General features: G+C 38.3%; 24 protein-coding genes and 1 other RNA gene. 21 read left to right on the top strand and 4 right to left on the bottom strand.

The features are described from left to right. Positions 1–43: 43 nt before the first annotated feature. The 15 genes from aspS to AC07YC_RS08670 all read left to right on the top strand — a co-directional run bounded on the left by aspS (position 44) and on the right by AC07YC_RS08670 (position 13,173). A complete protein-coding gene (gene aspS, locus AC07YC_RS08740) occupies positions 44–1,813 on the top strand; it encodes an aspartate--tRNA ligase (protein WP_336635810.1) in 1,770 nt (589 codons plus the stop codon). 139 nt (positions 1,814–1,952) lie between these two features. Next, a non-coding RNA gene (gene ssrS, locus AC07YC_RS08735) (6S RNA) lies at positions 1,953–2,152 on the top strand. 260 nt (positions 2,153–2,412) lie between these two features. Then, the gene (gene nagA / locus AC07YC_RS08730; RefSeq protein ID WP_494919068.1) at positions 2,413–3,573 is read left to right on the top strand and encodes an N-acetylglucosamine-6-phosphate deacetylase; all 1,161 of its coding nucleotides are present in this window, start codon (positions 2,413–2,415) and stop codon (positions 3,571–3,573) included. A gap of 26 nt (positions 3,574–3,599) precedes the next feature. Then, a complete protein-coding gene (locus AC07YC_RS08725) occupies positions 3,600–4,322 on the top strand; it encodes a GntR family transcriptional regulator (protein WP_025114380.1) in 723 nt (240 codons plus the stop codon). Between the two features lie 4 nt (positions 4,323–4,326). Then, positions 4,327–5,052, top strand: coding sequence for a sugar isomerase domain-containing protein (locus AC07YC_RS08720; protein WP_494919067.1), 726 nt, complete (start codon positions 4,327–4,329; stop codon positions 5,050–5,052). A 17-nt stretch (positions 5,053–5,069) separates the two neighbouring features. After that, positions 5,070–5,339 (top strand): HPr family phosphocarrier protein, encoded by a 270-nt coding sequence (locus AC07YC_RS08715; RefSeq protein ID WP_494919066.1) that lies wholly within the window; start codon positions 5,070–5,072, stop codon positions 5,337–5,339. 105 nt (positions 5,340–5,444) lie between these two features. Continuing rightward, positions 5,445–6,620, top strand: coding sequence for a GNAT family N-acetyltransferase (locus AC07YC_RS08710; RefSeq protein WP_336635805.1), 1,176 nt, complete (start codon positions 5,445–5,447; stop codon positions 6,618–6,620). Positions 6,621–6,848: 228 nt separating this feature from the next. Beyond that, positions 6,849–7,160: a PTS sugar transporter subunit IIB gene (locus AC07YC_RS08705; RefSeq protein ID WP_029986797.1), complete on the top strand. Its 312-nt coding sequence runs from the start codon at positions 6,849–6,851 to the stop codon at positions 7,158–7,160. Positions 7,161–7,176: 16 nt separating this feature from the next. Then, on the top strand, positions 7,177–7,497 hold the full coding sequence (locus tag AC07YC_RS08700) for a PTS lactose/cellobiose transporter subunit IIA (protein ID WP_008181140.1): 321 nt from the start codon (positions 7,177–7,179) through the stop codon (positions 7,495–7,497). A 46-nt stretch (positions 7,498–7,543) separates the two neighbouring features. Further along, positions 7,544–8,872 carry a PTS sugar transporter subunit IIC gene (locus AC07YC_RS08695; protein WP_494919065.1) on the top strand — a complete coding sequence of 443 codons (1,329 nt, stop codon included), beginning with the start codon at positions 7,544–7,546 and terminating at the stop codon, positions 8,870–8,872. A 24-nt stretch (positions 8,873–8,896) separates the two neighbouring features. Beyond that, on the top strand, positions 8,897–9,979 hold the full coding sequence (locus AC07YC_RS08690) for a DUF871 domain-containing protein (RefSeq protein ID WP_494919064.1): 1,083 nt from the start codon (positions 8,897–8,899) through the stop codon (positions 9,977–9,979). Positions 9,980–9,997: 18 nt separating this feature from the next. Further along, positions 9,998–11,011 carry an N-acetylglucosamine kinase gene (locus AC07YC_RS08685; protein WP_494919062.1) on the top strand — a complete coding sequence of 338 codons (1,014 nt, stop codon included), beginning with the start codon at positions 9,998–10,000 and terminating at the stop codon, positions 11,009–11,011. Between the two features lie 156 nt (positions 11,012–11,167). Next, entirely contained in the window at positions 11,168–11,932 is a 765-nt protein-coding gene (locus AC07YC_RS08680; RefSeq protein ID WP_008181132.1) for a tRNA threonylcarbamoyladenosine dehydratase, read from the top strand. A 123-nt stretch (positions 11,933–12,055) separates the two neighbouring features. Continuing rightward, positions 12,056–12,442 (top strand): hypothetical protein, encoded by a 387-nt coding sequence (locus AC07YC_RS08675; RefSeq protein ID WP_494919061.1) that lies wholly within the window; start codon positions 12,056–12,058, stop codon positions 12,440–12,442. Between the two features lie 212 nt (positions 12,443–12,654). Beyond that, entirely contained in the window at positions 12,655–13,173 is a 519-nt protein-coding gene (locus AC07YC_RS08670; protein WP_336635799.1) for a hypothetical protein, read from the top strand. A 209-nt stretch (positions 13,174–13,382) separates the two neighbouring features. On the opposite strand, the gene AC07YC_RS08665 is transcribed toward AC07YC_RS08670, so the two are convergent. Beyond that, positions 13,383–14,672, bottom strand: coding sequence for a replication-associated recombination protein A (locus tag AC07YC_RS08665; RefSeq protein WP_494919060.1), 1,290 nt, complete (start codon positions 14,670–14,672; stop codon positions 13,383–13,385). 205 nt (positions 14,673–14,877) lie between these two features. Between AC07YC_RS08665 and cymR the strand changes: the two genes are divergently transcribed. The 5 genes from cymR to AC07YC_RS08640 all read left to right on the top strand — a co-directional run bounded on the left by cymR (position 14,878) and on the right by AC07YC_RS08640 (position 20,175). Then, positions 14,878–15,297: a cysteine metabolism transcriptional regulator CymR gene (cymR, locus tag AC07YC_RS08660; RefSeq protein ID WP_008181126.1), complete on the top strand. Its 420-nt coding sequence runs from the start codon at positions 14,878–14,880 to the stop codon at positions 15,295–15,297. Positions 15,298–15,467: 170 nt separating this feature from the next. Beyond that, positions 15,468–16,616 (top strand): cysteine desulfurase family protein, encoded by a 1,149-nt coding sequence (locus AC07YC_RS08655; RefSeq protein ID WP_008181124.1) that lies wholly within the window; start codon positions 15,468–15,470, stop codon positions 16,614–16,616. A gap of 75 nt (positions 16,617–16,691) precedes the next feature. Continuing rightward, positions 16,692–17,816 carry a tRNA 2-thiouridine(34) synthase MnmA gene (mnmA, locus tag AC07YC_RS08650; protein WP_494919059.1) on the top strand — a complete coding sequence of 375 codons (1,125 nt, stop codon included), beginning with the start codon at positions 16,692–16,694 and terminating at the stop codon, positions 17,814–17,816. A gap of 62 nt (positions 17,817–17,878) precedes the next feature. Next, a complete protein-coding gene (locus tag AC07YC_RS08645; protein WP_069482099.1) occupies positions 17,879–18,538 on the top strand; it encodes a tetratricopeptide repeat protein in 660 nt (219 codons plus the stop codon). A gap of 194 nt (positions 18,539–18,732) precedes the next feature. Continuing rightward, positions 18,733–20,175 (top strand): MDR family MFS transporter, encoded by a 1,443-nt coding sequence (locus AC07YC_RS08640; RefSeq protein ID WP_036221271.1) that lies wholly within the window; start codon positions 18,733–18,735, stop codon positions 20,173–20,175. Between the two features lie 76 nt (positions 20,176–20,251). Here the strand turns inward: AC07YC_RS08640 and AC07YC_RS08635 are convergent, their stop codons facing one another. From AC07YC_RS08635 to hisA, 3 genes are all read right to left on the bottom strand, one after another. After that, positions 20,252–20,983, bottom strand: a complete 732-nt coding sequence (locus tag AC07YC_RS08635) for a GTP pyrophosphokinase (RefSeq protein WP_494919058.1) — start codon at positions 20,981–20,983, stop codon at positions 20,252–20,254. Positions 20,984–21,253: 270 nt separating this feature from the next. Then, positions 21,254–21,541 carry a hypothetical protein gene (locus AC07YC_RS08630; RefSeq protein ID WP_375134640.1) on the bottom strand — a complete coding sequence of 96 codons (288 nt, stop codon included), beginning with the start codon at positions 21,539–21,541 and terminating at the stop codon, positions 21,254–21,256. After that, positions 21,538–22,305 (bottom strand): phosphoribosylformimino-5-aminoimidazole carboxamide ribotide isomerase, encoded by a 768-nt coding sequence (hisA, locus tag AC07YC_RS08625; protein WP_336635794.1) that lies wholly within the window; start codon positions 22,303–22,305, stop codon positions 21,538–21,540. Before hisA ends, AC07YC_RS08630 begins: the two co-directional genes overlap by 4 nt. A gap of 188 nt (positions 22,306–22,493) precedes the next feature. On the opposite strand from hisA, the gene recD2 reads away from it, so the two are divergent. Continuing rightward, the gene (gene recD2 / locus AC07YC_RS08620) at positions 22,494–24,926 is read left to right on the top strand and encodes an SF1B family DNA helicase RecD2 (RefSeq protein WP_494919057.1); all 2,433 of its coding nucleotides are present in this window, start codon (positions 22,494–22,496) and stop codon (positions 24,924–24,926) included. The last annotated feature ends 82 nt before the right edge of the window (positions 24,927–25,008 follow it).

The raw sequence follows: 25,008 nt of genomic DNA, 5'->3' as shown, positions 1-25,008 counted from the left end.
TTAAATGCTACATAAATTGAATATATTTTGGAGGAATTTAACAATGGCTACAAGAACACATGCTAGTAACGAGCTTTCAGAAACGTTACAAGGCGAAAAAGTCGTATTAAAAGGATGGGTACAGCGTCGTCGTGACCTAGGTGGATTAATTTTCATTGATTTACGTGACCGTACAGGGATTACACAAGTAGTCTTTAGTCCAGACGTTGCAGAAGCGCATGCATTGGCGGATAAAGTGCGTAGTGAGTACGTAATTGAAATAGAAGGAACAGTTATTCTACGTACAGAGGACCAAATCAACCCGAATGTACCAAATGGTAAAATCGAGGTGGAGGCGACGAATTTAGTCGTCATTAATACAGCAAAAACTACACCATTCCAAATTGAAGATCGCACTGACGTATCAGAAGATCTACGTTTAAAATACCGTTATCTTGACCTACGTCGTCCAGTTATGTTCGATACGTTCAAAATGCGTTCGGACGTTACGCGTACAATCCGTAACTTCTTACAAAACGAAGGCTTTTTAGAGGTTGAAACTCCGATTTTAACAAAATCAACGCCAGAGGGTGCTCGTGACTATTTAGTACCATCACGTGTCCATGAAGGTGAATTTTATGCTTTACCTCAATCACCGCAGCTATTTAAACAATTATTAATGGTTGCTGGCTTTGAGAAGTATTTCCAAATTGCACGTTGCTTCCGTGATGAAGACTTACGTGCTGACCGTCAACCTGAGTTTACACAGGTGGACATTGAAACAAGCTTCTTAACACAAGAAGAAGTTTTAGAAATGAACGAGCGATTAATCCAAGCAGTCATGAAAGAAGTAAAAGGGATTGATATTCCTGCACCATTCCAACGTATGAAGTATCAGGAAGCAATGGATCGTTATGGTTCTGATAAACCAGATGTACGCTTTGGATTAGAATTAGTAGCTTTAAATGAAGTTTTTGAAGGCTGTGGTTTCAAAGTGTTTGCTGATACTGTGGCACAAGGAAAACAAGTTAAAAGTATCAATATTAAAGGTGCAGCTGACAAATACTCTCGCAAAGACATGGATGAACTAACTAAGTTCGTTGGTATTTACGGCGCTAAAGGACTTGCCTGGTTAAAGGTAACAGAGGAAGGCTTAAATGGCCCAATCGCAAAATTCTTCGATGAGGCGTTAGCGGCAGCATTAATCGAACGAATGGATGCAGAAGTTGGCGATATTCTAGTATTCGTTGCGGATAAAGCATCTGTTGTAGCGGCTTCTTTAGGGGCACTTCGTTCGAAATTAGGTCAAGACTTAGAATTAATCGACGAATCACAATTTGCATTCCTATGGATTACAGACTGGCCATTATTTGAATACTCTGAGGAGGACGGTCGTTATTATGCAGCTCACCATCCATTTACACGTCCGTTTGACGAGGATATTCCGCTAATGGATACAGATCCAGCAGCTGTTCGTGCACAGGCATATGATATCGTATTAAACGGCTATGAGCTTGGTGGTGGTTCACTACGTATTTATGAACGTGACCTACAAGAAAAAATGTTTGAATTACTTGGTTTTTCTGAAGAAGAAGCTCAAGCCCAATTCGGCTTCTTATTAGAAGCATTTGAATATGGCGTGCCACCACATGCTGGACTTGCATTTGGTCTTGATCGCTTTGTGATGCTATTAGCAGGCCGTCACAATTTACGTGATACAATTGCATTCCCGAAAACAGCAAGTGCAAGCTGCTTAATGACAGAAGCACCAAGTGAAGTATCCGCTGAGCAACTTAGCGAATTAAGCTTGGCAATTAAACCTTTTAGAAAATAATTTATAATGCAAAATACCTGGATTTCCTAGCAAAAATTGTTGGGAATCTAGGTATTTTTTGCGTTTTCTCAAGAAATTATAGATTATTAGATAAAATAGTTTGAATTATCAGAAAAGTGGTGCTATGATAACTGTAATACGAATCCTGATGTGTTTGTCTAACTGCTAATTCTACTTCACAGTTTTGACCGAACACTATCGAATCGGGAGCCTTCATTTTGTGGTCGCAAACATGCCCCTAGCGGAGCGGGACGTTTAAAGCTGCAAAGCAGGCACCCCCCTGCAAATTGCGGGTTCAAAACGAATGTTTCTTGGCATTACGGCACAATTGGGATTCGTCCTATACATAGGATTGAAAAGGAGCTTATAAAAAAGCTCCTTTTTTATGTGCAAATGTATATATACCAACCGCTCACGTATCTTAGCTTTTTTATTCAGAACTATTTCAAGGAACAAAATAATGTATGAAAAATTTAGAAAATAGAAAAAATAGCTTTTTATTTTTGGAAAATGAGCATATAATTGGTATAGACAACTATACCTTATAAGAAATGGTGAAAATTCCTCGAAGCTTTAAAAATTTAGCTGGAGGTGAAATTTTGAAGGATACGCTATTAATCTCCCATGTCACAATGATTAATCCTGAAGGGAAACCATTTGAGGGTGATCTCTTTATTCAGGACGGGGAAATTGCTCAAATAGGCTGTAACTTAAATATCGAGGCAGCTCACTATATAGATGGTACAGATCAGGATTGGTTTCTGCTCCCAGGTTATATTGATATGCATATACATGGATCAGCAGGCCATGATACGATGGATGCTACTCAACAGTCTTTACATGCGATGGCTCGCTCTTTAGTGCAAGAAGGTGTTACAAGTTTTCTGGCTACGACAATGACACAATCCATCAGTAAAATTGAAAGCGCTTTATTGAATGTAGCGGAATTCCAACGTCATGAAGGAGAAGCCAATGTATTGGGTATACATGTGGAAGGTCCATTTGTTTCAAAAATTCGCGCTGGTGCTCAGCCAGTAGCTTACATGATTAGTCCTACGATTGAGCAATTTGCCCATTGGCAAAATATTAGTAACCATCAAATAAGACAAATCACGATAGCACCAGAAATAGAGGGTGGCTTTCCATTTCTTGAAGCACTAAGAGACTTTCAGGTCATTCCATCTATTGGTCACTCTGACGCTTCAATAGATGAAGTCCATAAAGCAGTAGCTTTAGGAGTAAAGCAGGCCACTCATTTATATAATCAAATGCGGCCTTTTCATCATCGTGACCCTGGTGTTGTCGGCGGAGCTTTACTAGATGACAAAATTAAAGTTGAACTCATTGTTGATTTTGTGCATAGTCATCCTCAATCTGTCATGTTGGCTTATCGTTTGAAAGGTGCAAAGGGCATTATTCTTATTACGGATGCGATGCGCGCGAAAGGATTACAGTATGGCGAATATGATTTAGGTGGGCAAACAGTGTCTGTGAGTGAAAAAGGTGCTCATTTAGCAAATGGTGCGTTAGCTGGCAGTATTTTAACGATGGAACAGGCAGTAAAAAATATGAAGGCTGTTACAAATTGTTCACTTCAAGAAATAGTCGCCATGTCCTCTACAAATGCCGCGGAGCAGTTAAGATTGTCCAAGAAGGGGCGAATCAAAGAAGGTTTTGATGCAGATTTTGTATTGCTTGATCAAAAATTAAATGTGCAAAAAACTATTTGTCGAGGTAAAGTTGTATTTGAGAAATCATAAATGAGGCGATAAGGAAGGTGCAAGAATTGTTAGAGAAAAATTCTCATATACCTATCTATATACAAATAGAAGAGATTATTAAACAACGAATTTATTTAGAAGAGTACAAAATTGGTGAAACAATACCTTCAGAACGAGAGCTTTCTGCACAGTTTGATGTTAGTAGAATGACTGTCCGACAATCCATTACCAATCTCGTAAATAGCGGTTTGCTTTATCGGGAAAAAGGAAGAGGTACCTATGTTGCCAATCCAAAATTAGAGCAACCGTTAAAAGGCTTAACAAGTTTTACTGAGGATATGCGAGCAAGAGGAATGGAACCGAGTAGTAAAGTATTACGTTTTGAAAAAATTATACCACCAGTGGATATTGCAAGGGATTTAATGATGGAGCCCGGAGAAGAAGTGTTTTTTGTCGTGCGAATAAGAAATGCTGATTCCAAGCCAATGGCGATTGAAAAAACGTATATACCTGTGAAAGTATATCCAGAGTTGGATGAGAAGCAAATAATGGGCTCGTTATATGCATTAATCGAAGCAAAATTCCATCAGAAAATTGGTAATGCCGTCCAACAAATGGAAGCAGCGATTGTGTCGAAAGAGGATGGAAAGTTTTTGCAAATTAATCAAACAGCGCCTGTTTTAATTATTAAACGTACGAGCTATCTATCTGATGGTCGGCCATTTGAGCTTGTACGTAGTACGTATCGTGCGGATCGTTACAAATTTATAAGTGAAATAAAAAGGTGATTATATGGATGCATATTTTTCTGAAATTGAAAAGCTGATCCAGGTTGTGAAGGAGCAGGAGTCTGCTTGTATAAAGGAAGCGGCACAAATTATTGTGCAACGCCTTCAAAAAGGTGGGATTATCCAATTATTCGGTTGTGGTCATTCACAGCTATTAGCACAGGAGGCCTTTTATCGTGCGGGGGGTCTAGTACCGGTACGTCCGATTTTTATTGAACCTCTAGCATTACATGCAGGAGCCATAGCCTCTTCTATTAACGAAAAGGACCCAGCAATTATTGAACAATATAAAGAGCAATTTGACTTTCGTGAAAATGATATTTGCATTGTGATTTCAACTTCTGGTAGAAATGCGGCACCGATTGATGCAGCTTTATTAGCCAAACATGCAAACGTATTTGTCCTATCTCTCCAATCACTTGATTATAGGGAGCAGGCAACACGTCATCATTGTGGACTACGACTGGAAGAAGTGGTAGATCTCGTTATTAACACCCATATACCTATTGGTGATGGAGTTCTACATGCACATGCTCAAAACATGCAATATGCACCTGCATCGACAGTGATCGGTTCGCTGCTATTGAATGCTTTATTCAGCGAAGTTATTGAGGAAATTGCCAAGACTTCAACCGAGCTGCCCATTTTTGTTAGCAATAATGTAGACTCCGATTGGTCACATAATGAGATAATGATTGCCAATTATCAAGATCGAATAGATTTCACATGAAAATGGAGGCATTATGAATGAAGAAGATATATAAAATTACTACACCCGAAGGAATACATGCAAGACCCGCTGCGTTACTAGTCACTGCGGTTACACCATTCGAAAGTGATATTACCTTAACTTTTCAAGAGAAGGACGTAAATTTAAAGTCTATTATGGGTGTTATGTCATTAGGGGTTAAACCAGGAAGTGTAGTGGAAATATCAGCGAATGGACCAGATGCTGAAAAAGTATTTCAAACTATAACAGATATTATGGTAACAAAGGAAATAGGGGAAATGCTTTAAGGATTCTAGCAGTGGTTGATTTACCAGCCACTGCAGACGAATCTCCTTTAACAGATTCATAGCTATTTAATTATAAGAATATTCAGTTCTAAAAGGGGTGGTTATATGGACATTCGTATCGTCTCACCGAACGATTATGGGCAGATCCATCAATTACGAGATTATTGTTTTCCAAATAAATATACTGGGCCACGTAGAGAGGATTTTCACTATTGGATTGAGCATAGTGTAACATTAGGTGCCTATGATGCCAAAAAGGTAGTGGGACAGCTATTAATTCTACCACTCAATATGACCGTGCATGGTATTAGCTACAAGATGGGGGGCATAGGGTTTGTCGCTACCTATCCTGAGTATCGTCAGCAGGGAATTATAAAAAAACTGATGACAGAAGCTCTACAAAGTATGCGTGAAAATGGGCAAACCATTTCTGTATTAGCACCATTTTCTGTGTCCTTCTACCGTCATTTCGGATGGGAGTTATTCTTCGAAAAATTATATTACACAATACCACAATCGATGTTCCCTTCATTTGGGAAGCAATTAGATGTCGTCAAACGAATGAGCTTTGAATGGCCTGACTCCGAGCTTTTCGAAAAGATTAAGGAATTTCATCAGGTAATGGCTATTGCGCAAAATGGTGGTATGATCCGTGATGATGCATGGTGGAGAAGAATTGAAAGAAGGAGCCCTGATAGTCATTTTGCTGCCTATTTTAACGACGATCATTTAGAGGGATATATCCGTTATACGATCCAGCAGGGTACGTTTGAAATTCAAGATTTTATCGTAGCAAATTATTCAGCAGAACAAGCTATGTGGCGTTACATGACATCTCATGCAGCAAGTGTCAGTAGTATGAAAGGGGTTACTTCCAATCATAGGCCATTTGGCTTTTATTTCGAAGAGCCACAATTTGAAAAGGAAGTTAAACAGGATGTCATGGTCAGAGTGGTAGATGCTTATGCATTTATGACGCAATATCCATGGAAGGATATTCATGAAACATTGTATGTCCGTATTGAAGATAAGTATTGTCCTTGGAATGAACAGATCTATCAAATAAATAAAAGTGGCCATGTCTCAATAATTGAGACAAATTCGATCAGTGACATGCATATGTTAACATTACCTATTAATCTTTTTTCTGCAATGATGGTTGGCTATCTGTCAGTACAAGATGCTGTGATATATGCCAATCAACCTATAGAAGAGAAGATTATTCAGCAATGGCAGTGGGCATTACCTACTGAAAAACCAGCGTTTTATGAGTATTTTTAAGCAATGAATAGTCAGGAAAATTTAAATTTTTTTGAATTTTTTTGTGGACTATACCACTTAAGTAGAATCGTTTATTTTTCTATAAACGTGCAATAGCCCAATTTTGTAAACACTTTCATAAAGAGAAAATTACTGTAAAAAATATATTGTGGTATATACCAATAGGTGCTATTCTCAGATTAAGTAAGCGATTACACTGTTGGAAAAAGAAAAAAAGGAGTGTTTGAAATGAAAAATATTATGTTAGTGTGTGTAGCTGGTATGAGTACTAGTTTATTAGTATCTAAGATGCAAAAAGCTGCACAGGAGCAAAATATTGAGGCAGATATTTATGCAATTGCAGAAGGCGAGGTTGAAAAAGTACTAGCGACTAAAAAAGCTGATGTATTGTTATTAGGTCCTCAAGTACGCTATTTAAAGGGCTCATTTGAAACAAAATTCAAGGACATGGATTTCCCAATCGATGTTATTAATATGGCAGATTACGGCATGATGAATGGCGAAAAAGTCTTGCAGCAAGCATTACAATTAATAGGTTAAAGGAGGCTCAACGGGGATGGAAGAAACAGCATTAATGGAATCCATTATGGGGCTTATTGTTCATAGTGGACATACAAAAAGTGAATGCATGGAAGCTCTACAATTGGCAAAAAAGGGACAGATAGACGCAGCAAAGGAAAAAATTAAATTAGCGAATGAGGCATTAATCGAAGCACACCATTCTCAAACAGGTTTATTATCACAGGAAGCAAGGGGAGAAAAAGTCGAAGTATCGATGTTATTAATTCATGCGCAAGATCATTTAATGAACGCTATTACTTTTCGTGATCTAGCACAGGAAATGATTGAATTATATGAACGAATTAAAGGGGAGTAACATCAAATTTTGATGTCACAATAAAAAGCAAAGGGAGTGTATGAGAATGTTCCGTTTTTTAGAAGAAAAATTTGTACCGGTTGCTGCTAAGGTTGGGAATCAGCGTCATTTAGTTGCCATTCGTGATGGATTTATTACGATCATGCCTTTGACGATTGTAGGATCACTGGCTGTACTTATTAATAATTTGCCTATCAAATTTTATCAAAATGCACTCGATGCCATTTGGAAACATGAGACATGGACACAGTTTGGAGGCAATGTCTGGGGCGCAACATTTGGAATCATCTCACTATTATTAGCCTTTTCCGTTGCCTACCATTTGACAAAAAGCTATGACAAGGATGCATTATCCGGAGGGGTTATCGGACTTGCCGGTTATATGACATTTGGTACGTTTGGGGAAGGTGGTTTAACGGGATTAACGACAGGTACAGGGGGAATATTTGTTGCCCTCATAACGGCCTTAATTTCCGCGGAGCTGTTCTCGCGATTATCTGGCAATTCTAAACTATTAATTAAAATGCCTGCAGGAGTACCATCAGCTGTATCCAAATCTTTTGCTGCATTACTGCCTGCAATTATTACGATTGGATTATTTGCATTAGTTCGGACGATCATTTCGGCTGGCTTTGATGTACCAGATATTATTGGATCGTTTTATTCATCAATTCAAGAGCCATTTATGGGCTTAACAAATACATGGGTAGCTGGTCTTATTTTAGCTTTCATTCCTACGTTTTTATGGTCATTTGGTATACATGGCGCGAATATTATCGAGCCATTTATGCAATCCATTAATCTTCAAGCAATCGATGCGAACGTTGCAGCTATTTCTGCTGGCAAAGTAGCACCGTATATTATTAATAAACCGTTCTTTGATGCCTTTATTAATATGGGTGGTTCAGGTACAACGATTGCCTTAATTATTGCCATCTTCATTATTGCTCGTAAAAACAAACAGTACAATACAGTAGGCAAGCTATCAGCTGCTCCTGGATTATTTAATATTAACGAGCCATTATTATTTGGTTTACCAATTGTATTAAATCCGGTTTTATTTGTACCATTTATTTTAACACCAATGGTCAATGTGACGATTGCCTTCTTTGCAACAAAATGGGGGTTTGTGCCTGCAGCGACAATCGCGGTACCTTGGACGACGCCACCGATTATTAATGGTTTCTTAGTAACACAATCTTGGCGTGGAGCAGTATTGAGTCTCGTATTAATCGTAGTAGCTATATGCATTTACCTGCCATTCCTGTCTATGGCAAATCGCATGGCGAAGCAAAACGAGCAAAAAGCTGCTTTAGCGGCACAGAATGAACAATCAGCTGTAGCCCCATCAGAAGGACAAAAAGTAGAAGTATAAGCGTTTACTAACGGAGGGTTTGAAGTGAAGAGATTAGGTATTTCGCTATATCCACAGCATAGTACACTAGACGAAATGAAGCGCTATGTTCAGCTCGCTCATGACAACGGTTTTGATCGTATTTTTACATGTTTGATGTCATTAAAGCAGGATGAAGAACGGCAGAAATTACAGCAAATTAATCAATTTGCACAGCAATTAGGGTTTGACATCTCTGCCGATATAGCGCCAGCCGTTTTTCAAGAGCTAAATTTAACCTATAAAGATATAGGGTATTTGAAAGAGCATTATCATTTGGCGGCATTACGTTTAGACATGGGTTTCTCAGGTCAGGAAGAAGCATTCATGTCACTTGATGAAAGTAATCTAAAAATTGAATTAAATATAAGCAATGGTACGAAATATGTAGACAACATTTTATCCTACCGTCCGAATAAAGAAAATATTATCGGCTGTCATAATTTTTATCCAAGACAATTTACAGGCTTATCTCGTCAGCATTTTTTACAAACCTCTCGACAGTTTAAAGCAAACAATATTCGAACGGCTGCGATGATTTCCTCACAGTTTGGTAAGTTTGGGCCATGGGAAGTAACGGAACAAGGTTTACCAACATTGGAGGAGCACCGTCACCTTCCTATTACGGTGCAAGCAAAAGATTTATGGCACACGGGGTTAATCGATGATTGTATCATTGGTAATATGTATGCATCGGAGGAAGAAATACGAGCTTTAGGACAATTAAATCGCCAGAAGCTTGAATTAAAGCTTGTTCAGTCAGCTGACACGAGTATTTTAGAGGAAACAATCCTTTATAAGGAACCACATTTTAATCGAGGAGATGTATCTGAATATGTGATTCGGAGTACACAATCTCGCGTGAAATATAAAAATGGGGACTTTCCTGTACATGATACACGACCATTACAGGTGGGCGATGTCACGATCGATAATAATTTGGATGTTCGTTATAAAGGTGAGCTACAAATTGTACGAAAGGAAATTCCGAATGCTGGGTCAAGTAATGTTGTTGCCACTGTTGTGGAAGAAGAACAGTTTTTACTAGCACACATTCAACCATGGTCGTCATTTGGGTTTACAAAATGAAAATAAGAGAGGAAGGGATTGAGTCATCAATCTCTTTTTCTTTATGAGAAAGGATATGGTGTTATGTATGTTTTAGCCATAGATGGTGGTGGCACAAAAACGACGGCGGTTATTTGTGATGAAAAAGGTCAATGCTTTGCCCAAATCGAAACGACTCGCAGTAACCCTACAGCTATGGATCAACCATATTTCGAAGCAACCATCCATTCAATCATGCAAAGCCTGCAGCAACAAAACTCCCAAATAGTAGCAGAGATTACTAGCTGCTTTGCGGGTATGGCGGGTGTCAAGGAGCTTCAAGCCGAGAGCATTGTGGAATCTATATTGCGGCAATATGTATGTAGCTCCGCGACCATTACAGTCGATAATGATGCGTTGATCGCTCTTTATGCGGGTACATTTGGAAAGGCAGGGATTGTGCAAATTGCGGGGACAGGCGCTATAACGATGGGATATGATAAGCAGCAGCATTTTCATCGAGTAGGTGGCTGGGGGTATCTTTTTGATGATGAAGGAAGCGGCTATGATTTAGGTGTCCAGTTACTAAAGGCTGTGCTACAAAGCTATGATGGCAGAGCACCAAGTACTATATTGACAGAAGCTGTGCTAAAGCATTTCTCTATAGAACATGTGCCACAATTAATCGCCTCTGTTTATGGAGAAGAGCATCCACGCACAGTTATCGCGCCATTGAGTGCTTATATTGTCGCAGCGGCTGATAATGGTGATCTAGTAGCTAAGAGAATTATTGAAGAAGCCTGTCAAAACTATTTTAAGGCCATTAAAGCATGTTATTTACGAATGGTGTGGGGGCAAGAAGACGTACCTGTCGTCCTATGTGGGGGCGTGTTTACGCATGAAAATTATTTTGTTCCAAGTCTTCAAGCGATGGCAATGGAGGAGACATTACCGTTCCGTTTTAAGACCCCTGCATTACCCCCTATAGGAGGAGCTGTTATTGCGGCCCTTCAACAAATGAATGTCCAGTTTAGTAGTTCTTTTGTAGAGACCTTTCAAAAAAATTATGTATAATGAAGTATAGAGCAATTGAATCGATTCAATTGCTCTATTTTTTTCTTTATAATTTTCACTTGATGAATAACATGATAAAATGTAATATAGGTTTTGATTTTATCTTAGTATTTAACTAGGTTTACTAATAAAATTTCATAGATGGAGAGTGTCAGGATGTTACATCAATTTTCACGTAACGAGCTCGCTATAGGAACAGAGGGTCTCGAAAAATTAAAAAATACAACGGTTGCTATTCTTGGTGTAGGTGGCGTCGGTTCATTTGCTGCTGAAGCATGTGCACGAAGTGGTATCGGCCGAATTATATTAGTCGATAAGGATAATGTAGATATTACTAATGTGAACAGACAATTAGTGGCGTATCTATCTACAGTTGGACAATCTAAATCAGCTATTATGAAAGAGCGCATTGCAGATATTAACCCTGACTGTGAAGTCATTGATATGCATATGTTTTATACGGAAGAAACGTATGAAGAATTTTTTGCACAAGGCATTGATTATGTAATCGATGCAAGTGATACAGTCATGTATAAAATTCATATTATGAAAGAATGCTTAAAGCGTAATATTCCTATTATTGCTAGTATGGGTGCAGCGAATAAAATGGACCCTACTCGCTTCCAAATAGCAGATATTTCTAAAACACACACAGATCCACTAGCAAAAATTATCCGTACAAAGTTACGTAAAGAAGGCATTCATAAAGGTGTGACGGTTGTGTTTTCAGATGAAAGTCCGATTGTCGTACGTCCAGATGTTGTTGAACATGTAGGGAAGCCAGATGCTGCCATTCGTAAAGCGAAGATGCCGCCTTCTTCCAATGCCTTTGTGCCATCAGTAGCTGGTTTAATTGCAGCAAGCTGGGTTGTTAATACGATTTTAAAAGATGTGAAAATCACACGCGTACAAGGTTATTAGTCTATAGGACTTCACAAAACAGCATGATGAATCGAATTCATAGAAGTAGCCACCTTTATTGTTTGTAGGGGGCTACTTTTTCTATGTTACAATAAGACCGTTATAAAAAGGAGGCGTATACAGATGGATAAAATTTATCAAATGGAGTATAGAGGTTTAAATCTTTTCGATGAAATAAGCACTGTCGAGTTAGCTATAGATGAAGAAAAGCAAACGATACATATTTATGATATTGGACAGGTTGTAAGCCCCATTTTTAATTTTGATGTATCTGCCTATGAATTGTCAGATGGCTTTTATAAAATGGCCGATATTTTGCGGCATAAGAACATATTAACGAATCAACAAGCTGATAGCGACCTTACATTAAGTGAATGGTTAATAAAAAACAATGCCTATTTTTATATCCCTAATAAACGTATTAAAAAATATGTCCAGGGAAGCATTGTGGAAATTGTTGATCAAACTATGGAACAAGCGTTATTTGACGATTATGTACAAAGGGTATAATTTTACCAAAATAGTTCTTCTTATGTGCATAAAATGCTATTAATTCACGAAATTGTCTTATTTTTTTCATGTCTCCACTACTCTAATTGGTTTATTGCTATAATTTGAATAATTCCAATAGATAATCGATCAGTTTGTTTGGGATGCTTTGAGCTAATCAAAAATAGCCATTAAGTGCGGAATCAACAAATGACAAATGGGAGAGTGGGAAAATGGAAATTCAAATTATTCGAGATCATTTAGATATTGTCAAGCTTCAAGAGAAAATGAATGCCATTGTATTTGATTACTTAGACACATCTGATAATTATCCGAAAGCGATGCGAGAATTAAATCCTTTATATATACAAGTAACAACTTTTTATAAGGAATATATCGATCATCGGGCAGGGGAGATTCCTAGTGCCAATACGTATTGGCATTTGTTTATCGACTGTAGTGCCAAGTTATGTTATTTTTTAGCGGCTTCAACGTTCTATTCATCTAATGCTTTACAAAAGACGCCAGGCAAAATCGAGAAGTTATTACATATTGCTGCTACTTCCTTACCTAGTATCGATCAAGAGGAAAATGAGCAATTATTAACAGATATTTTTGCCCTCATGGCTGAAGTCGTAGAGGATAAAGAAAAAGTGACTACTTTGCGCAATGAAGTGCTTGTACAAAAGGGTGATGTGAAGCAATGCCTTCAACAGTTTAAATTATTTGTTGATCATGAATTGAATATCTAGACAGTGGAAGACACTCTATTGTCTGAAAATAGACTATATAATAGGAATCTGCGTGAACTTTTGTAATTATTTCTAGTTTTTCAACTGTGGTAAGTGTTGGAAAGTGGATGTATTTGCCCATTAAAGTTTCGTGGGTTCTTTTTTATGGTATCGCTAAAAAAAGCAAAGTCTCTTCTAACGGTAGAAGTAATGACTTTGCTCTAGGAAAGCTACTTTATATTTTGATGAAAAGATTTAAGTTTTTCATAGATACTAGCCATACGTTTTTCCTCACCAGCAATAACAGGTTTATAAAACTCGGTTCCTACCAGCTTATCAGGTAAGTATTGCTGATCTACCCAGCCCCCGAATGTTCCGATGGGTGTGTTATGAGGATATTGATATCCAACATGACCTAAATCTGTTGCCCCAGCGTAGTGAGCATCACGCAAATGATGAGGTATATCACCCGTTTTACCCTCATGAATCGCCTTTATCGCGTCATCGATTGCTAGGATAGCAGAATTAGATTTTGATGCTAAACACATTTCAATAACTGCACTTGCAAGTGGGATGCGTGCCTCTGGTAATCCAAGACGTTCTGCTGCCTGTATCGCGGCGAGCATATGAGGACCCACCTCAGGGTTGGCAAGTCCAATATCTTCATACGCCATGACAAGTAAACGTCTGCTGACAGCCACTAAATCACCAGTTTCTAATAAATGTGCTAAATAATATAGCGCGGCATTCGTATCACTGCCACGGACAGACTTCTGCAAGGCAGAAAGTAAATTATAAAAATGTGAGCCCTTTTTATCACCATAAACACCAATTCGACTAATTAAGTGATCAATAATATGGTCGGCTGCAATCGTTTGCCCCTCTACATCATCACTTGCGTAGTAAATGGATTCAAGTAACGTTAATGCCTTTCGTGCATCTCCGTTAGCTGCCTCTGCAATATGCTCAATTTGTGAGGGTGTTAAGACAAAATGATATTTACCTAAACCTCGTTTTTCATCTGCAAGTGCTTTCTCTACAAGCTCCATTAGATTTTCCTTCGTTAATCGTTTAAGTTGATAAATCTCACCACAGCGAGAACGAATCGCTGGATTGACATCGTGGTAAGGATTTTCAGTTGTTGCACCGATTAAGACAATCGAGCCATTTTCCACATGTGGTAGCAAAGTGTCTTGCTGTAATTTATTAAAGCGATGAATTTCATCTAAAAAAAGTAGAACTTTTCCTGAGATTCTAGCTTCTTGGACAATATCTTCCACATCTTTTTTGCCAGCTCGTGTCGCATTGAGTGCAAAGAAAGGGAGCTGAGAGCTTCCTGCAATTGCATTTGCAATAGAGGTTTTGCCGATGCCGGGTTCTCCGTAGAGCAACATGGAAGGGACATGTTCATTTTGAATCATTTTATATAGAGCTGTGTTTGGACCAATAAAATCTTGATGACCTATAATTTCATCAAGTGTTAAAGGACGCATTCGAAAAGCAAGTGGTTCATTGTGCAAAATAAATCCCCCTTTCAGTCGTTGACATTTTTTATGTATCCATTTATTTGCACTAAAATTCAGCGCTACTAGTGGATCGTTGAACAATGTTGAATCGCATTATTTAGTATATCATATCCTTCTAGGTGTATTTCCGAGTTCATCAAGAGGAGATTATGATATACTGTTGGTAGTAATTTTGACTAGACTAATTGAGGGTGATAAAATGAAAATTTCAACAAAGGGCCGTTACGGGCTTACGATTATGATTGAATTAGCAAAGCATTACGGAGAGGGTCCAATTCCTTTACGTAAAATTGCTGCCGAAAAGGAGCTTTCAGAGGCGTATTTAGAGCAATTAGTGTCACCGCTTCGTAATTCAGGCTTAGTAAAAAGTGTACGTGGCGCTTATGGTGGTTATATGCTAGCAAATCCACCGAGCGAAATTTCTGCAGCCCATGTTATTAGTGTACTAGAAGGGCCAATTCAACCAGTAGAGGGTATTGAAAACGAGGAAGCACCACAACGTGAGTTATGGTTGCGCATTCGTGACGCAGTAAAAAATGTGTTAGATACAACAACAATAGAAGATTTAGCACAATACACAGAAGAAAATGTAGCAGAAGGCTATATGTTCTATATTTAAAATGTTTAAGCTAAAGCGCTGCTCCCCGTACGTATCATAGTTGAATTGAAAAATAAACGATGAAATCAAAACACTTAGCTGTGTGCATTGAATTTCATGCGGAATGTTTTTCATAATTATGGTAAATAATGTGGGTTCCAGCGTTTTTTATTAAAAAGGAGTTTTTCAACATGAATTCATATATCTATCTCGATCATGCTGCCACATCACCGATGAATGGCCAAGTTATAGAAGCGATGACGTCTGCTATGCAACACGTATTTGGCAATGCATCCAGTATCCATGGGGCAGGTCGAGAGGCGCGTAAATATCTTGATGATGCTCGCGACATTTTAGCCAAGTCTATTGGTGCCCATGCGGGAGAAATAATCTTTACAAGTGGTGGTACTGAAGCAGATAATACGGCCATTCTGGGGACTGTCTATGCACGAGCTAAAGAGGGAAAGCACATCATTACAACACAAGTAGAGCATCATGCGGTGTTACATACATGTGAAAAACTTGAACGAGATGGCTTTGATGTGACTTATTTACCTGTGGATAAGGCAGGGCGTGTAGCTGTAGAGGATGTCCAAAAAGCACTTCGTGATGATACGATTTTAGTGACAATTATGTATGGGAATAATGAAGTGGGTACTATTCAGCCTATTGCAGAAATTGGAGAGCTACTACAAGGACATCAAGCTACCTTCCATACAGATGCCGTTCAAGCATATGGTTTAGAACAAATTGATGTGGCTCAATTGAAAGTAGATTTATTGAGTGTGTCCGCTCATAAAATTAATGGGCCTAAAGGAGTGGGGTTCCTTTTCCAAAAGGCTGGAACACCTTTAGCTACTTATGCATTAGGCGGTGCACAAGAAAAAAAACGTCGTGCAGGAACTGAAAATATACCAGCAATTATTGGCTTTGCGACGGCTGTACAAGTTGCAAATAAGTTGCGTGAAGAAAAGCGTTCACTATACAATCACTTTAAGCAAATTATGCTGGATGTATTTTCACAGGAAAAATTAGCGTTCCATGTTAATGGTGATGAAGAGCAGTCATTGCCACATGTTTTAAATATTAGCTTTGAGGGCATGGAAGTAGAATCATTTTTAGTGAATCTTGATATGGCAGGAATCTGTGTATCTAGTGGTTCTGCATGTACCGCTGGGTCGATTGATCCATCACATGTGTTAGTAGCAATGTTTGGGCAAGGTACAGAGGAACTACGAAACTCGATCCGATTTAGCTTTGGTCAGGATTTAACGGAAAAAGATATACGTGACGCCGCTGAAAAAACAGCACAAATAGTGAAAAAACTAGCTAAAAGATAATTTGTGAAGAACATGTTAGGTTTCTACAATTAATGAAGCATTAACTGTAAATAGATAAAAGAAAAGGTGACCACAATGAAAGAAACACGTGACCCCTCTCAAATTCGCGTTGTTGTCGGCATGTCTGGTGGGGTAGATTCGTCGGTGGCTGCATATTTGTTAAAACAACAAGGGTATGAAGTAATCGGGATCTTTATGAAAAACTGGGATGATACTGACGAAAATGGTGTTTGTACAGCAACAGAAGATTATGATGATGTCATAAAAGTATGTAATCAAATCGGCATCCCCTATTATGCTGTAAATTTTGAGAAACAATACTGGGATAAAGTTTTCACATACTTTTTAGAAGAATATAAAGCAGGACGTACACCAAATCCTGATGTAATGTGCAACAAAGAGATTAAATTTAAAGCGTTTTTAGAGCATGCGATGAGCCTTGGCGCTGATTATTTAGCAACAGGTCATTATGCACGTATCGATCGTAGCGGTGATGGAGAAGTGCAAATGTTACGCGGTGTAGATAATAACAAAGACCAAACTTACTTTTTAAATCAACTATCACAGGAGCAATTGGCTCATGTGATGTTCCCGATTGGCGATATGGAGAAAAAAGAAGTGCGTAAAATTGCTGAAGAAGCAGGATTGGCAACAGCGAAGAAAAAAGATTCTACAGGGATTTGTTTCATTGGGGAACGTAATTTCAAAGAATTTTTGAGTCAATTTTTACCAGCTCAACCAGGCAATATGGAAACAATGGATGGCGTTGTCATGGGAAAACATGACGGTTTAATGTATTATACTCTTGGGCAACGACATGGTCTTGGTATTGGTGGAGATGGTGAGCCGTGGTTTGTGTTAGGGAAAGACTTAGAGCGTAATGTTCTACTTGTTGGACAAGGTTTTGACAATGAGCATTTATATTCTACTTCATTATCTGCTGTAAAAATGAACTATACTTCGACAAAAAAATTGCCTGGGAAATTTTCTTGTACGGCGAAATTCCGTTATCGTCAAACGGATACACCAGTAGAAGTTGAAATATTAGCAGATGGTCGTACTCATATTACATTTGCAGAGCCTGTCCGTGCTATCACTCCAGGACAAGCAGTTGTTCTCTATGATGGAGAAGAATGTATTGGTGGTGGAACGATTGATGAAGTCTTTAAAAGTAATGAAAAACTAACATATGTTGGATAACTTGCGCTAAGACTGCTTTGCTTCATGGAAGCAGTCTTTCGCTACATAGAGGTGAAGAAATAATGAATTATAATGAACAGGGCATTCAAGCATTTCAAGATAAGCGTTATGAAGAGGCTGCACAACTATTTACAAAGGCGATAGAAGCTGAGCCGGAAAATGCTATTGGTTATGTAAACTTCGGCAATTTATTAGCAGTCTTAGAGGATACAGAACGTGCAGAGCGTTTTTTCCAAAAGGCTATTACGGTAGATGAGACAGCAGCTACAGCTTATTATGGCTTAGCAAATCTTTATTACAATGCGGAACGCTATGCTGAGGCTGTAAAGCTTTATGAACAAGCACTTAAGCATCATATCGAAGGCGCAGATGTGTACTATATGATGGGGAAATGCTTTGAGCGTATGGAGAATCCAAAATTAGCATTGCCTTATTTACAAAGAGCCGTGGAAATTGCTCCTGAAGATACACAGATTCGATTAGCCTATGCAATTGTACTATGTGCATTAGAGATGTTTGAGCAAGGGAAGAAGGAACTGGATCTTTTAATTGAACAGGACTGGAACAATGCAGATGCCCACTATAATTTAGGTGTACTGTATGCAGTGTCTACAGAGCAAACCGAGGATGCGATGTATCATTTAAAACAGGCCTTTACCTTACAGCCAGAATACGATCAAGCTCGTTATATTTATGATATGATTGCTCAGCGATTTAACTAATAGATAAAAGCAGCAAGTGTGATTGGCTGAACTTGCTGCTTTTTTATGCAGTTCTATAGTAGGGTGGGTGTCGATGGATTGTGGATCAAATTTTTATGGTCATTCGATATTTTTTATAAAAATTATCCTATCCTCTTTTATTTTTAGGTTAAATTTGTTAGTGTATGTCATGCAGGAAAGGAATAGGTGACACGATGAATAAAGTATTTATGGCACTATTACTTGTAACAGCGCTTGCGGCAATTGAAGGAACGATTGTTAGTACAGCTATTCCAAGTATAACAGCAGATTTATTAGGTGTAGACTTAATAAGCTGGATTTATTCCGCTTATTTATTAGCCTCTGCTATCGCTGCGATTATTTTTGGTAAGCTAGCCGATTTATTTGGGCGAAAACGGATGATTATTACGGGTATTATTATTTTTTTATTAGGTTCCATGTTATGTGGGTTAGCACAGTCAATGGAACAATTAATTGTCTTTCGTGCGATCCAAGGGATAGGTGCAGGCTCGATTTTACCAATTACATTAACGATGGTTGGTGAACTATTTACGACTGAAAAAGCACGTGCTAAAGGACAAAGCTATTTAAGCATGGTATGGGGCGTATCAGGCGTAGTTGGGCCACTTTTTGGAGGTTTTATTGTTGACCAAGTATCATGGCACTTTATCTTTTTCATTAATGTACCATTTGGTTTAGCTTCTATCTATCTTATTGTTAAACATTATAAAGAACAGCTTGAGGCAGTGAAGCGGAAAATTGATTATTTAGGTGCTGGCCTATTTACGGTCGGAATGGTTTCACTCCTATATGTCATTATCGAAAACAGTAAGACACAAGCATGGTTATCGAGTCAATCGCTCATGATGTATGCCGTTGCAGCTGTATTTTTAGGCGTTTTTATATGGGTGGAGCTCCGTGCAGAAGAGCCGATTATTCCATTAACATTATTTAAAAATGGTCGTCTCATGGTGATTAATTCACTTACATTAAGTACGATGTCAATTGTCATTGGTGTGACGGTCTATATTCCGATATATGCGCAAAGTGTTCTTGGAAAAAATGCCACGCAAGCTGGCCTACTTCTAACACCCATGTCCATTTTCTGGACGATGAATTCCATTGCAGCAGGCTATTTAATCGGACGTTTAACGAATAAACGAATTATCCAAATGGGGACGATTTTATTAGTTACGGGAACGATTATGCTGGCTAGACTATCCTCAGGCTCTAGTGATTTAAGCGTGTATCTTGGCTCTTCATTAATCGGGCTTGGTATGGGCTTTATTATGCCAATGTTGATGATTTCCATTCAAAAGGTGGCTAATCCAAAGCAACTGGGTATTTCAATTGGCCTCAATTCCTTCACCAATACATTTAGTCAAGCGGTAGGTGCAGCGCTATTTGGGATGGTTTTTAACCTTGCAACGAGTGAGAAAATGGCTTCATTAGGTAAAGGAGAAATTCAGCTTAATGGTGAATTTGCAAAAGGCGGCTTTAGTCTAGAAGAAATAAGCTTTTTAAAGGGAACCATTGCGAATGGTGTAAGCTATGTGTATATTACAACTTTAGTTTTTGCCATTTGTGCCCTTATTTTATCTTTCTTTATTGTGACGAAATCCAAAGACAAGGCTTAAATATGAATAAAAATCCACTTTACTTCCAAGCAGACATTTTTGCTGGAGCAAGGTGGATTTTTTTGTTCAAGAGGAATTAATCAGGATGATTCAGGTTTGGAAGTTGTGCAAAATATTTAGCTAGCTGTGATATAGGTGTACTATCTAATAAAGTGGGCTCGGCCTCATTTTCCTTTAATATATTAATCTCTTTATTGAGTCGCTCCATTTTTCGATCTAACTCAGCAGCTTGTAGTGCCGCTTCTTTTAATTCAACACGAATATGTTCGGGCACTTCTTTATTATATTTATAATAAATTTTATGTTCCAGGCTGGCCCAAAAGTCCATCGCAATGGTCCTGATTTGAATCTCTGTATAGACCTTCTCCATATGATCTGACATGAAAATAGGGATTTTTATAATAAGGTGTAAGCTTTGATAGCCATTGTCTTTAGGACTAGCAATATAGTCCTTCACCTCTACAACCTCAATGTCATGCTGTGCCTGCAACATGGCACTCACTTTATAAATATCCTCGACAAATGAACAAGTAATGCGGGCACCTGCAATATCACGAATGTTTTCGCGTACGTCTTCCATCGTAGGAGGAAGTTCCTTTTTTAACATCTTTGTTAAAATGCTTTTCGGTGACTTTACGCGTGTTGAAATATGCTCAATGGGATTATATTCATGAATAAGCTTAAATTCCTCTTGCAAAATATTAATTTTCGTTTCCACTTCCTGTAAAGCAAATTTATAAGCTAAAAAGAAGCGTGTTAACTCCGTTTGAAATGATTTTAAAGAGTTTACTTCGAGTTCGGTTTTCATATTTAAAAAATCCTTTCCCATATGTCTGTGGACACTTAATAATGTTCCACTCCTCATTCTATGTAGAATAGTCCTTCATCTCAATAAAATAGCAGCCAAAGATCGGCAAGGTTTAAATATTAGGATCGTTTTTCATAAGGATAAAACCTTTCTACATCATATATAACTCACATAAGAGGTAAAAGGTTTCAAAAGGGCTAAAATGGATTGTAAAAGGTGAAGGAGGGGGCGTATTTTTGCAAACAAAGGGGAGAAAATTACCCCTCTGTGTTAACTAATAATTTCAGCATTTAAGTTATACCGTTTATTAAACTCATCCACAAATATTTGTAAGTCAATATAGGTTCCTATATAGGGCTCTGTTTCTTGATCGCGTAGGAAACCACAAGTAGCCTTTAACGATTTAGAAAACTCTAGTAGCATTTGCTCATTATCAAGTTGAACATGAATGGCAAGAGAATGATCTTTTTTATTTACTTTGAAATACTTGCCATCAATGATACGTTCTAAATTTGTTTCTTGAAATGGAAAAATATAATCTTTATAAATGAGGTTCACATAATCCCGCCTTTTTTACAATATTTCACGACATCTGTATAGGGCAGCTCTCCTCCAAAAATAGAGAGAGCACTCCCAATTGTGATATGAAGCTTTCCGCTGGTTAATTGGTTAAACTTTTCTAAGTCTTCTATTGAACGAATGCCTCCTGCATAGGTGGTTGGGATGGAGGTCCAGGCTGCAAGATCTCGTACCAAGCTTTCCTGCATCCCACCTTTTTTTCCTTCTACATCGACTGCGTGAATTAACAGTTCATCACAATAATTCTCAATATCTTGAATCGAGGCCGCATTGACTTCGAAGTGACTAAACTTTGTCCATTTATCCGTCATGACAAACCACTTACCATCTCGCATTTTGCAGCTTAGATCAATGACAAGATGTTCTTTACCGATCAATTTGTTTAAATGCTGTAAACGTTCTAAATCTAGCTTGCCATCATGAAAGATATAGGAAGTGACAATCACATGTGAGGCACCAGCGTCAATATATTTTTGGGCATTTGCAGCAGTAATGCCACCACCGACTTGTAACCCTTGTGGAAATGTCGCTAAAGCAGCTAGAGCAGCATCTTCATTGCCCTGACCAAGCATGATGACGTGTCCACCTGTTAAGTGATCCTGTGCAAACATTTGTGCATAGTAGCTAGAATCATAACTAGAAATAAAATTCTCAACGACTGTTTGATTGGTCGTACCTAAAGTACTCCCGACAATTTGTTTTACTTTGCCTTCATGTAAATCGATGCAAGGTCTAAATTCCAATAACTTCACGATCCTTCCGTGCCACTCATTCTTATTTATCATAGCATGGAAATATGGATAAAAGCTGAGAATTGTCATTTGTCGAAATAATGTAAAAATAATAAGGGGGAATATTTTTATCAACGATATTTCGAAAGGTCTATGGTAAAATAAAAAGATTGAAAACAATTAGAAAGGGCGGACCGAATATGACAGAGCATCTCGATTTATTTGAACTCAATAAATTTTTTATTCTCGGACGTCCGATTGTCTCTATTTTTCATAACACACAAAATATGTATTCCATTATACGAGTGAAAATTCAAGAGACAAACTTACAATATGAAGATAAAGAAATTATTGTTGTTGGCTATTTTCCACCGTTACAAATGGATGAGCAATACCGTTTTACAGGTATATTAAAACAGCATCCTAAATATGGTGCACAATTCCAAATCGAGACATTTACAAAAGAGGTACCCGCTACTGAACAAGGAATTATTCATTATTTATCTAGTGACTTATTTGTAGGAATCGGGAAAAAAACGGCTGAAACCATTGTTGAAAAACTAGGAGCTAATGCATTGCGTCTTATATTAGAAGATCCAAGTGCACTGGATGCTGTTCCACGTTTATCATCTGAAAAAAAAGAAGTGATCCATCGCACGATTGAGCAAAACCTTGGTTTAGAACGGGTAATGATCCAGCTAAATGAATGGGGCTTTGGTCCACAGCTTGGAATGAAAATATATCAAACCTATCGAACTGAAGCCATTGAATTACTAACTGAAAACCCATATCGCTTAATAGAAGATGTGGAAGGGGTAGGGTTCCTTCGAGCAGATGAGCTTGGTGCCAAATTAGGCATTACCGGAAAACATCCTGACCGTGTTAAAGCAGCGATTTTCCATATTTTAAATACGGCTGCATTATCTGATGGGCATGTTTATCTAGATGCGGAGCATGTTCTACCACTTGTAAAGGAAATGCTTGAACAAAGTCAACGACAGGAGATACCGTTCGAGGATATTTCTAAAGCCTGTATCGAGCTGCGAGAAGAAGGTAAAATTTGTGGGGAAGAAACAAGATTATATTTACCCTCCCTTTATTTTTCTGAGGTCGGAATCGCTTCCAAAATATTGACGCTTGTTGAACGAAATAGCAAGGCTGAGCATTTTAGCAAAGATGAGATTCGTAAAGCGATTGGTGAAACTGAGGAACTACTCCATGTGACTTATGCTGAAACACAAGCAAATGCCATTGAACAGGCTTTAAATTCAGCCGTAATGATTTTAACAGGTGGACCTGGTACGGGTAAAACGACTGTTGTACGTGGAGTTGTTGAAGTTTATGCGAAGCTTCATGGCTTATCATTAAATCCAAAAGAATATGCTCAAAAAGAGGAGCCTTTTCCTATTATCCTTTGTGCACCCACTGGGCGAGCTGCGAAGCGCTTAGCTGAATCGACTGAACTACCAGCTATGACTATTCATCGTTTACTCGGCTTTACTGGTCAAGAAAAAGAAGAAGAGACTGAACGAGAGGTCACAGGTAAGCTTATTATTGTAGATGAAATGTCAATGGTGGATACATGGCTTGCTCATCAATTATTAAAAGCTTTACATGAGGATGTACAGGTTGTCTTTGTAGGGGATCAGGACCAATTACCGCCTGTAGGACCAGGACAGGTGTTGAAGGATTTATTAGCATCCAAGCAGCTTCCAACGGTGGAATTGACAGATGTTTACCGACAAGCAGAGGGCTCTACAATTATTGAACTAGCCCATCAAATCAAAAAAGGAACCATTCCGAAAGATTTAACATCGAAAACTACGGATCGCTCGTTTATTAAATCATCCGTCGATCAGGTTGGAAATGTTGTGACACAGGTAGTAAAAAGTGCTGTTGCTAAGGGGCAAGAAATTCGTAATATACAAGTATTAGCTCCGATGTATAAAGGTCCTGCTGGTATTGATAATTTAAATAAAATGATTCAAGAGCTTATTAATCCTAATGATACAGGGACAAGGAAGGAACTTGTCTTTGGGGACGTAACGTATCGAATAAAGGATAAAGTTCTGCAGCTCGTCAATCAGCCTGAAAGTAATGTTTTTAATGGTGATATGGGAGAAGTCATTAGTATTATTAAGGCAAAAGAGACAATAGAAAAACAAGATTTACTGATTGTCTCCTTTGATGGCATTGAAGTGACCTATCAACGAAGTGACCTCAATCAATTGACACTAGCTTATTGTTGCTCCATTCATAAATCTCAAGGTTCAGAGTTTCAAACCGTCATTATGCCTGTTGTCAAAGGGTATTCTAAAATGCTGCGGCGTAATCTTTTGTACACAGGTATTACAAGAGCGAAAAACTTTTTGATTTTATGTGGGGAACCCGATGTCCTGGCAGATGGTTTGCAGCGTACAGACGATTTACAGCGTTTTACTTCGTTGCGCGCTCGATTAAATCCAATGGATGTCGAAGAAGTCATTGTTGAAGTCGAGGCAGTTCCAGTAAAACAAGAGGTTGTGCAAGAAGCGGCTATCGAGGACCCTAAATTAACAGTAGAAACAGCTCCTTATATTCATCCAATGATTGGTATGGATGATGTCTCCCCCTATGATTTTTTGGAAAAGTAACGATTGTACCCGATTAGATTCTTCCTAATCGGGTTTTCTAATGCGCTGTATCGTCACCTAATATTTGGACATTTCATATACT

The organism is Lysinibacillus sp. GW247-5R2A (genome assembly GCF_059424475.1).
This window is presented reverse-complemented; position numbering and strand designations above follow the sequence as displayed.

Excerpts from the sequence above, each read along its gene's own strand:
- AC07YC_RS08700 (WP_008181140.1), top strand. The coding sequence starts at position 7,177 with ATGGAAGAAACAGCATTAATGGAATCCATTATGGGGCTTATTGTTCAT.
- AC07YC_RS08635 (WP_494919058.1), bottom strand. The coding sequence starts at position 20,983 with ATGAAAACCGAACTCGAAGTAAACTCTTTAAAATCATTTCAAACGGAG.
- cymR (WP_008181126.1), top strand. The coding sequence starts at position 14,878 with ATGAAAATTTCAACAAAGGGCCGTTACGGGCTTACGATTATGATTGAA.
- AC07YC_RS08710 (WP_336635805.1), top strand. The coding sequence starts at position 5,445 with ATGGACATTCGTATCGTCTCACCGAACGATTATGGGCAGATCCATCAA.
- AC07YC_RS08655 (WP_008181124.1), top strand. The coding sequence starts at position 15,468 with ATGAATTCATATATCTATCTCGATCATGCTGCCACATCACCGATGAAT.
- AC07YC_RS08695 (WP_494919065.1), top strand. The coding sequence starts at position 7,544 with ATGTTCCGTTTTTTAGAAGAAAAATTTGTACCGGTTGCTGCTAAGGTT.
- recD2 (WP_494919057.1), top strand. The coding sequence starts at position 22,494 with ATGACAGAGCATCTCGATTTATTTGAACTCAATAAATTTTTTATTCTC.
- AC07YC_RS08680 (WP_008181132.1), top strand. The coding sequence starts at position 11,168 with ATGTTACATCAATTTTCACGTAACGAGCTCGCTATAGGAACAGAGGGT.
- mnmA (WP_494919059.1), top strand. The coding sequence starts at position 16,692 with ATGAAAGAAACACGTGACCCCTCTCAAATTCGCGTTGTTGTCGGCATG.
- AC07YC_RS08720 (WP_494919067.1), top strand. The coding sequence starts at position 4,327 with ATGGATGCATATTTTTCTGAAATTGAAAAGCTGATCCAGGTTGTGAAG.
- AC07YC_RS08715 (WP_494919066.1), top strand. The coding sequence starts at position 5,070 with ATGAAGAAGATATATAAAATTACTACACCCGAAGGAATACATGCAAGA.
- AC07YC_RS08670 (WP_336635799.1), top strand. The coding sequence starts at position 12,655 with ATGGAAATTCAAATTATTCGAGATCATTTAGATATTGTCAAGCTTCAA.
- aspS (WP_336635810.1), top strand. The coding sequence starts at position 44 with ATGGCTACAAGAACACATGCTAGTAACGAGCTTTCAGAAACGTTACAA.
- AC07YC_RS08645 (WP_069482099.1), top strand. The coding sequence starts at position 17,879 with ATGAATTATAATGAACAGGGCATTCAAGCATTTCAAGATAAGCGTTAT.
- AC07YC_RS08640 (WP_036221271.1), top strand. The coding sequence starts at position 18,733 with ATGAATAAAGTATTTATGGCACTATTACTTGTAACAGCGCTTGCGGCA.
- AC07YC_RS08705 (WP_029986797.1), top strand. The coding sequence starts at position 6,849 with ATGAAAAATATTATGTTAGTGTGTGTAGCTGGTATGAGTACTAGTTTA.
- AC07YC_RS08675 (WP_494919061.1), top strand. The coding sequence starts at position 12,056 with ATGGATAAAATTTATCAAATGGAGTATAGAGGTTTAAATCTTTTCGAT.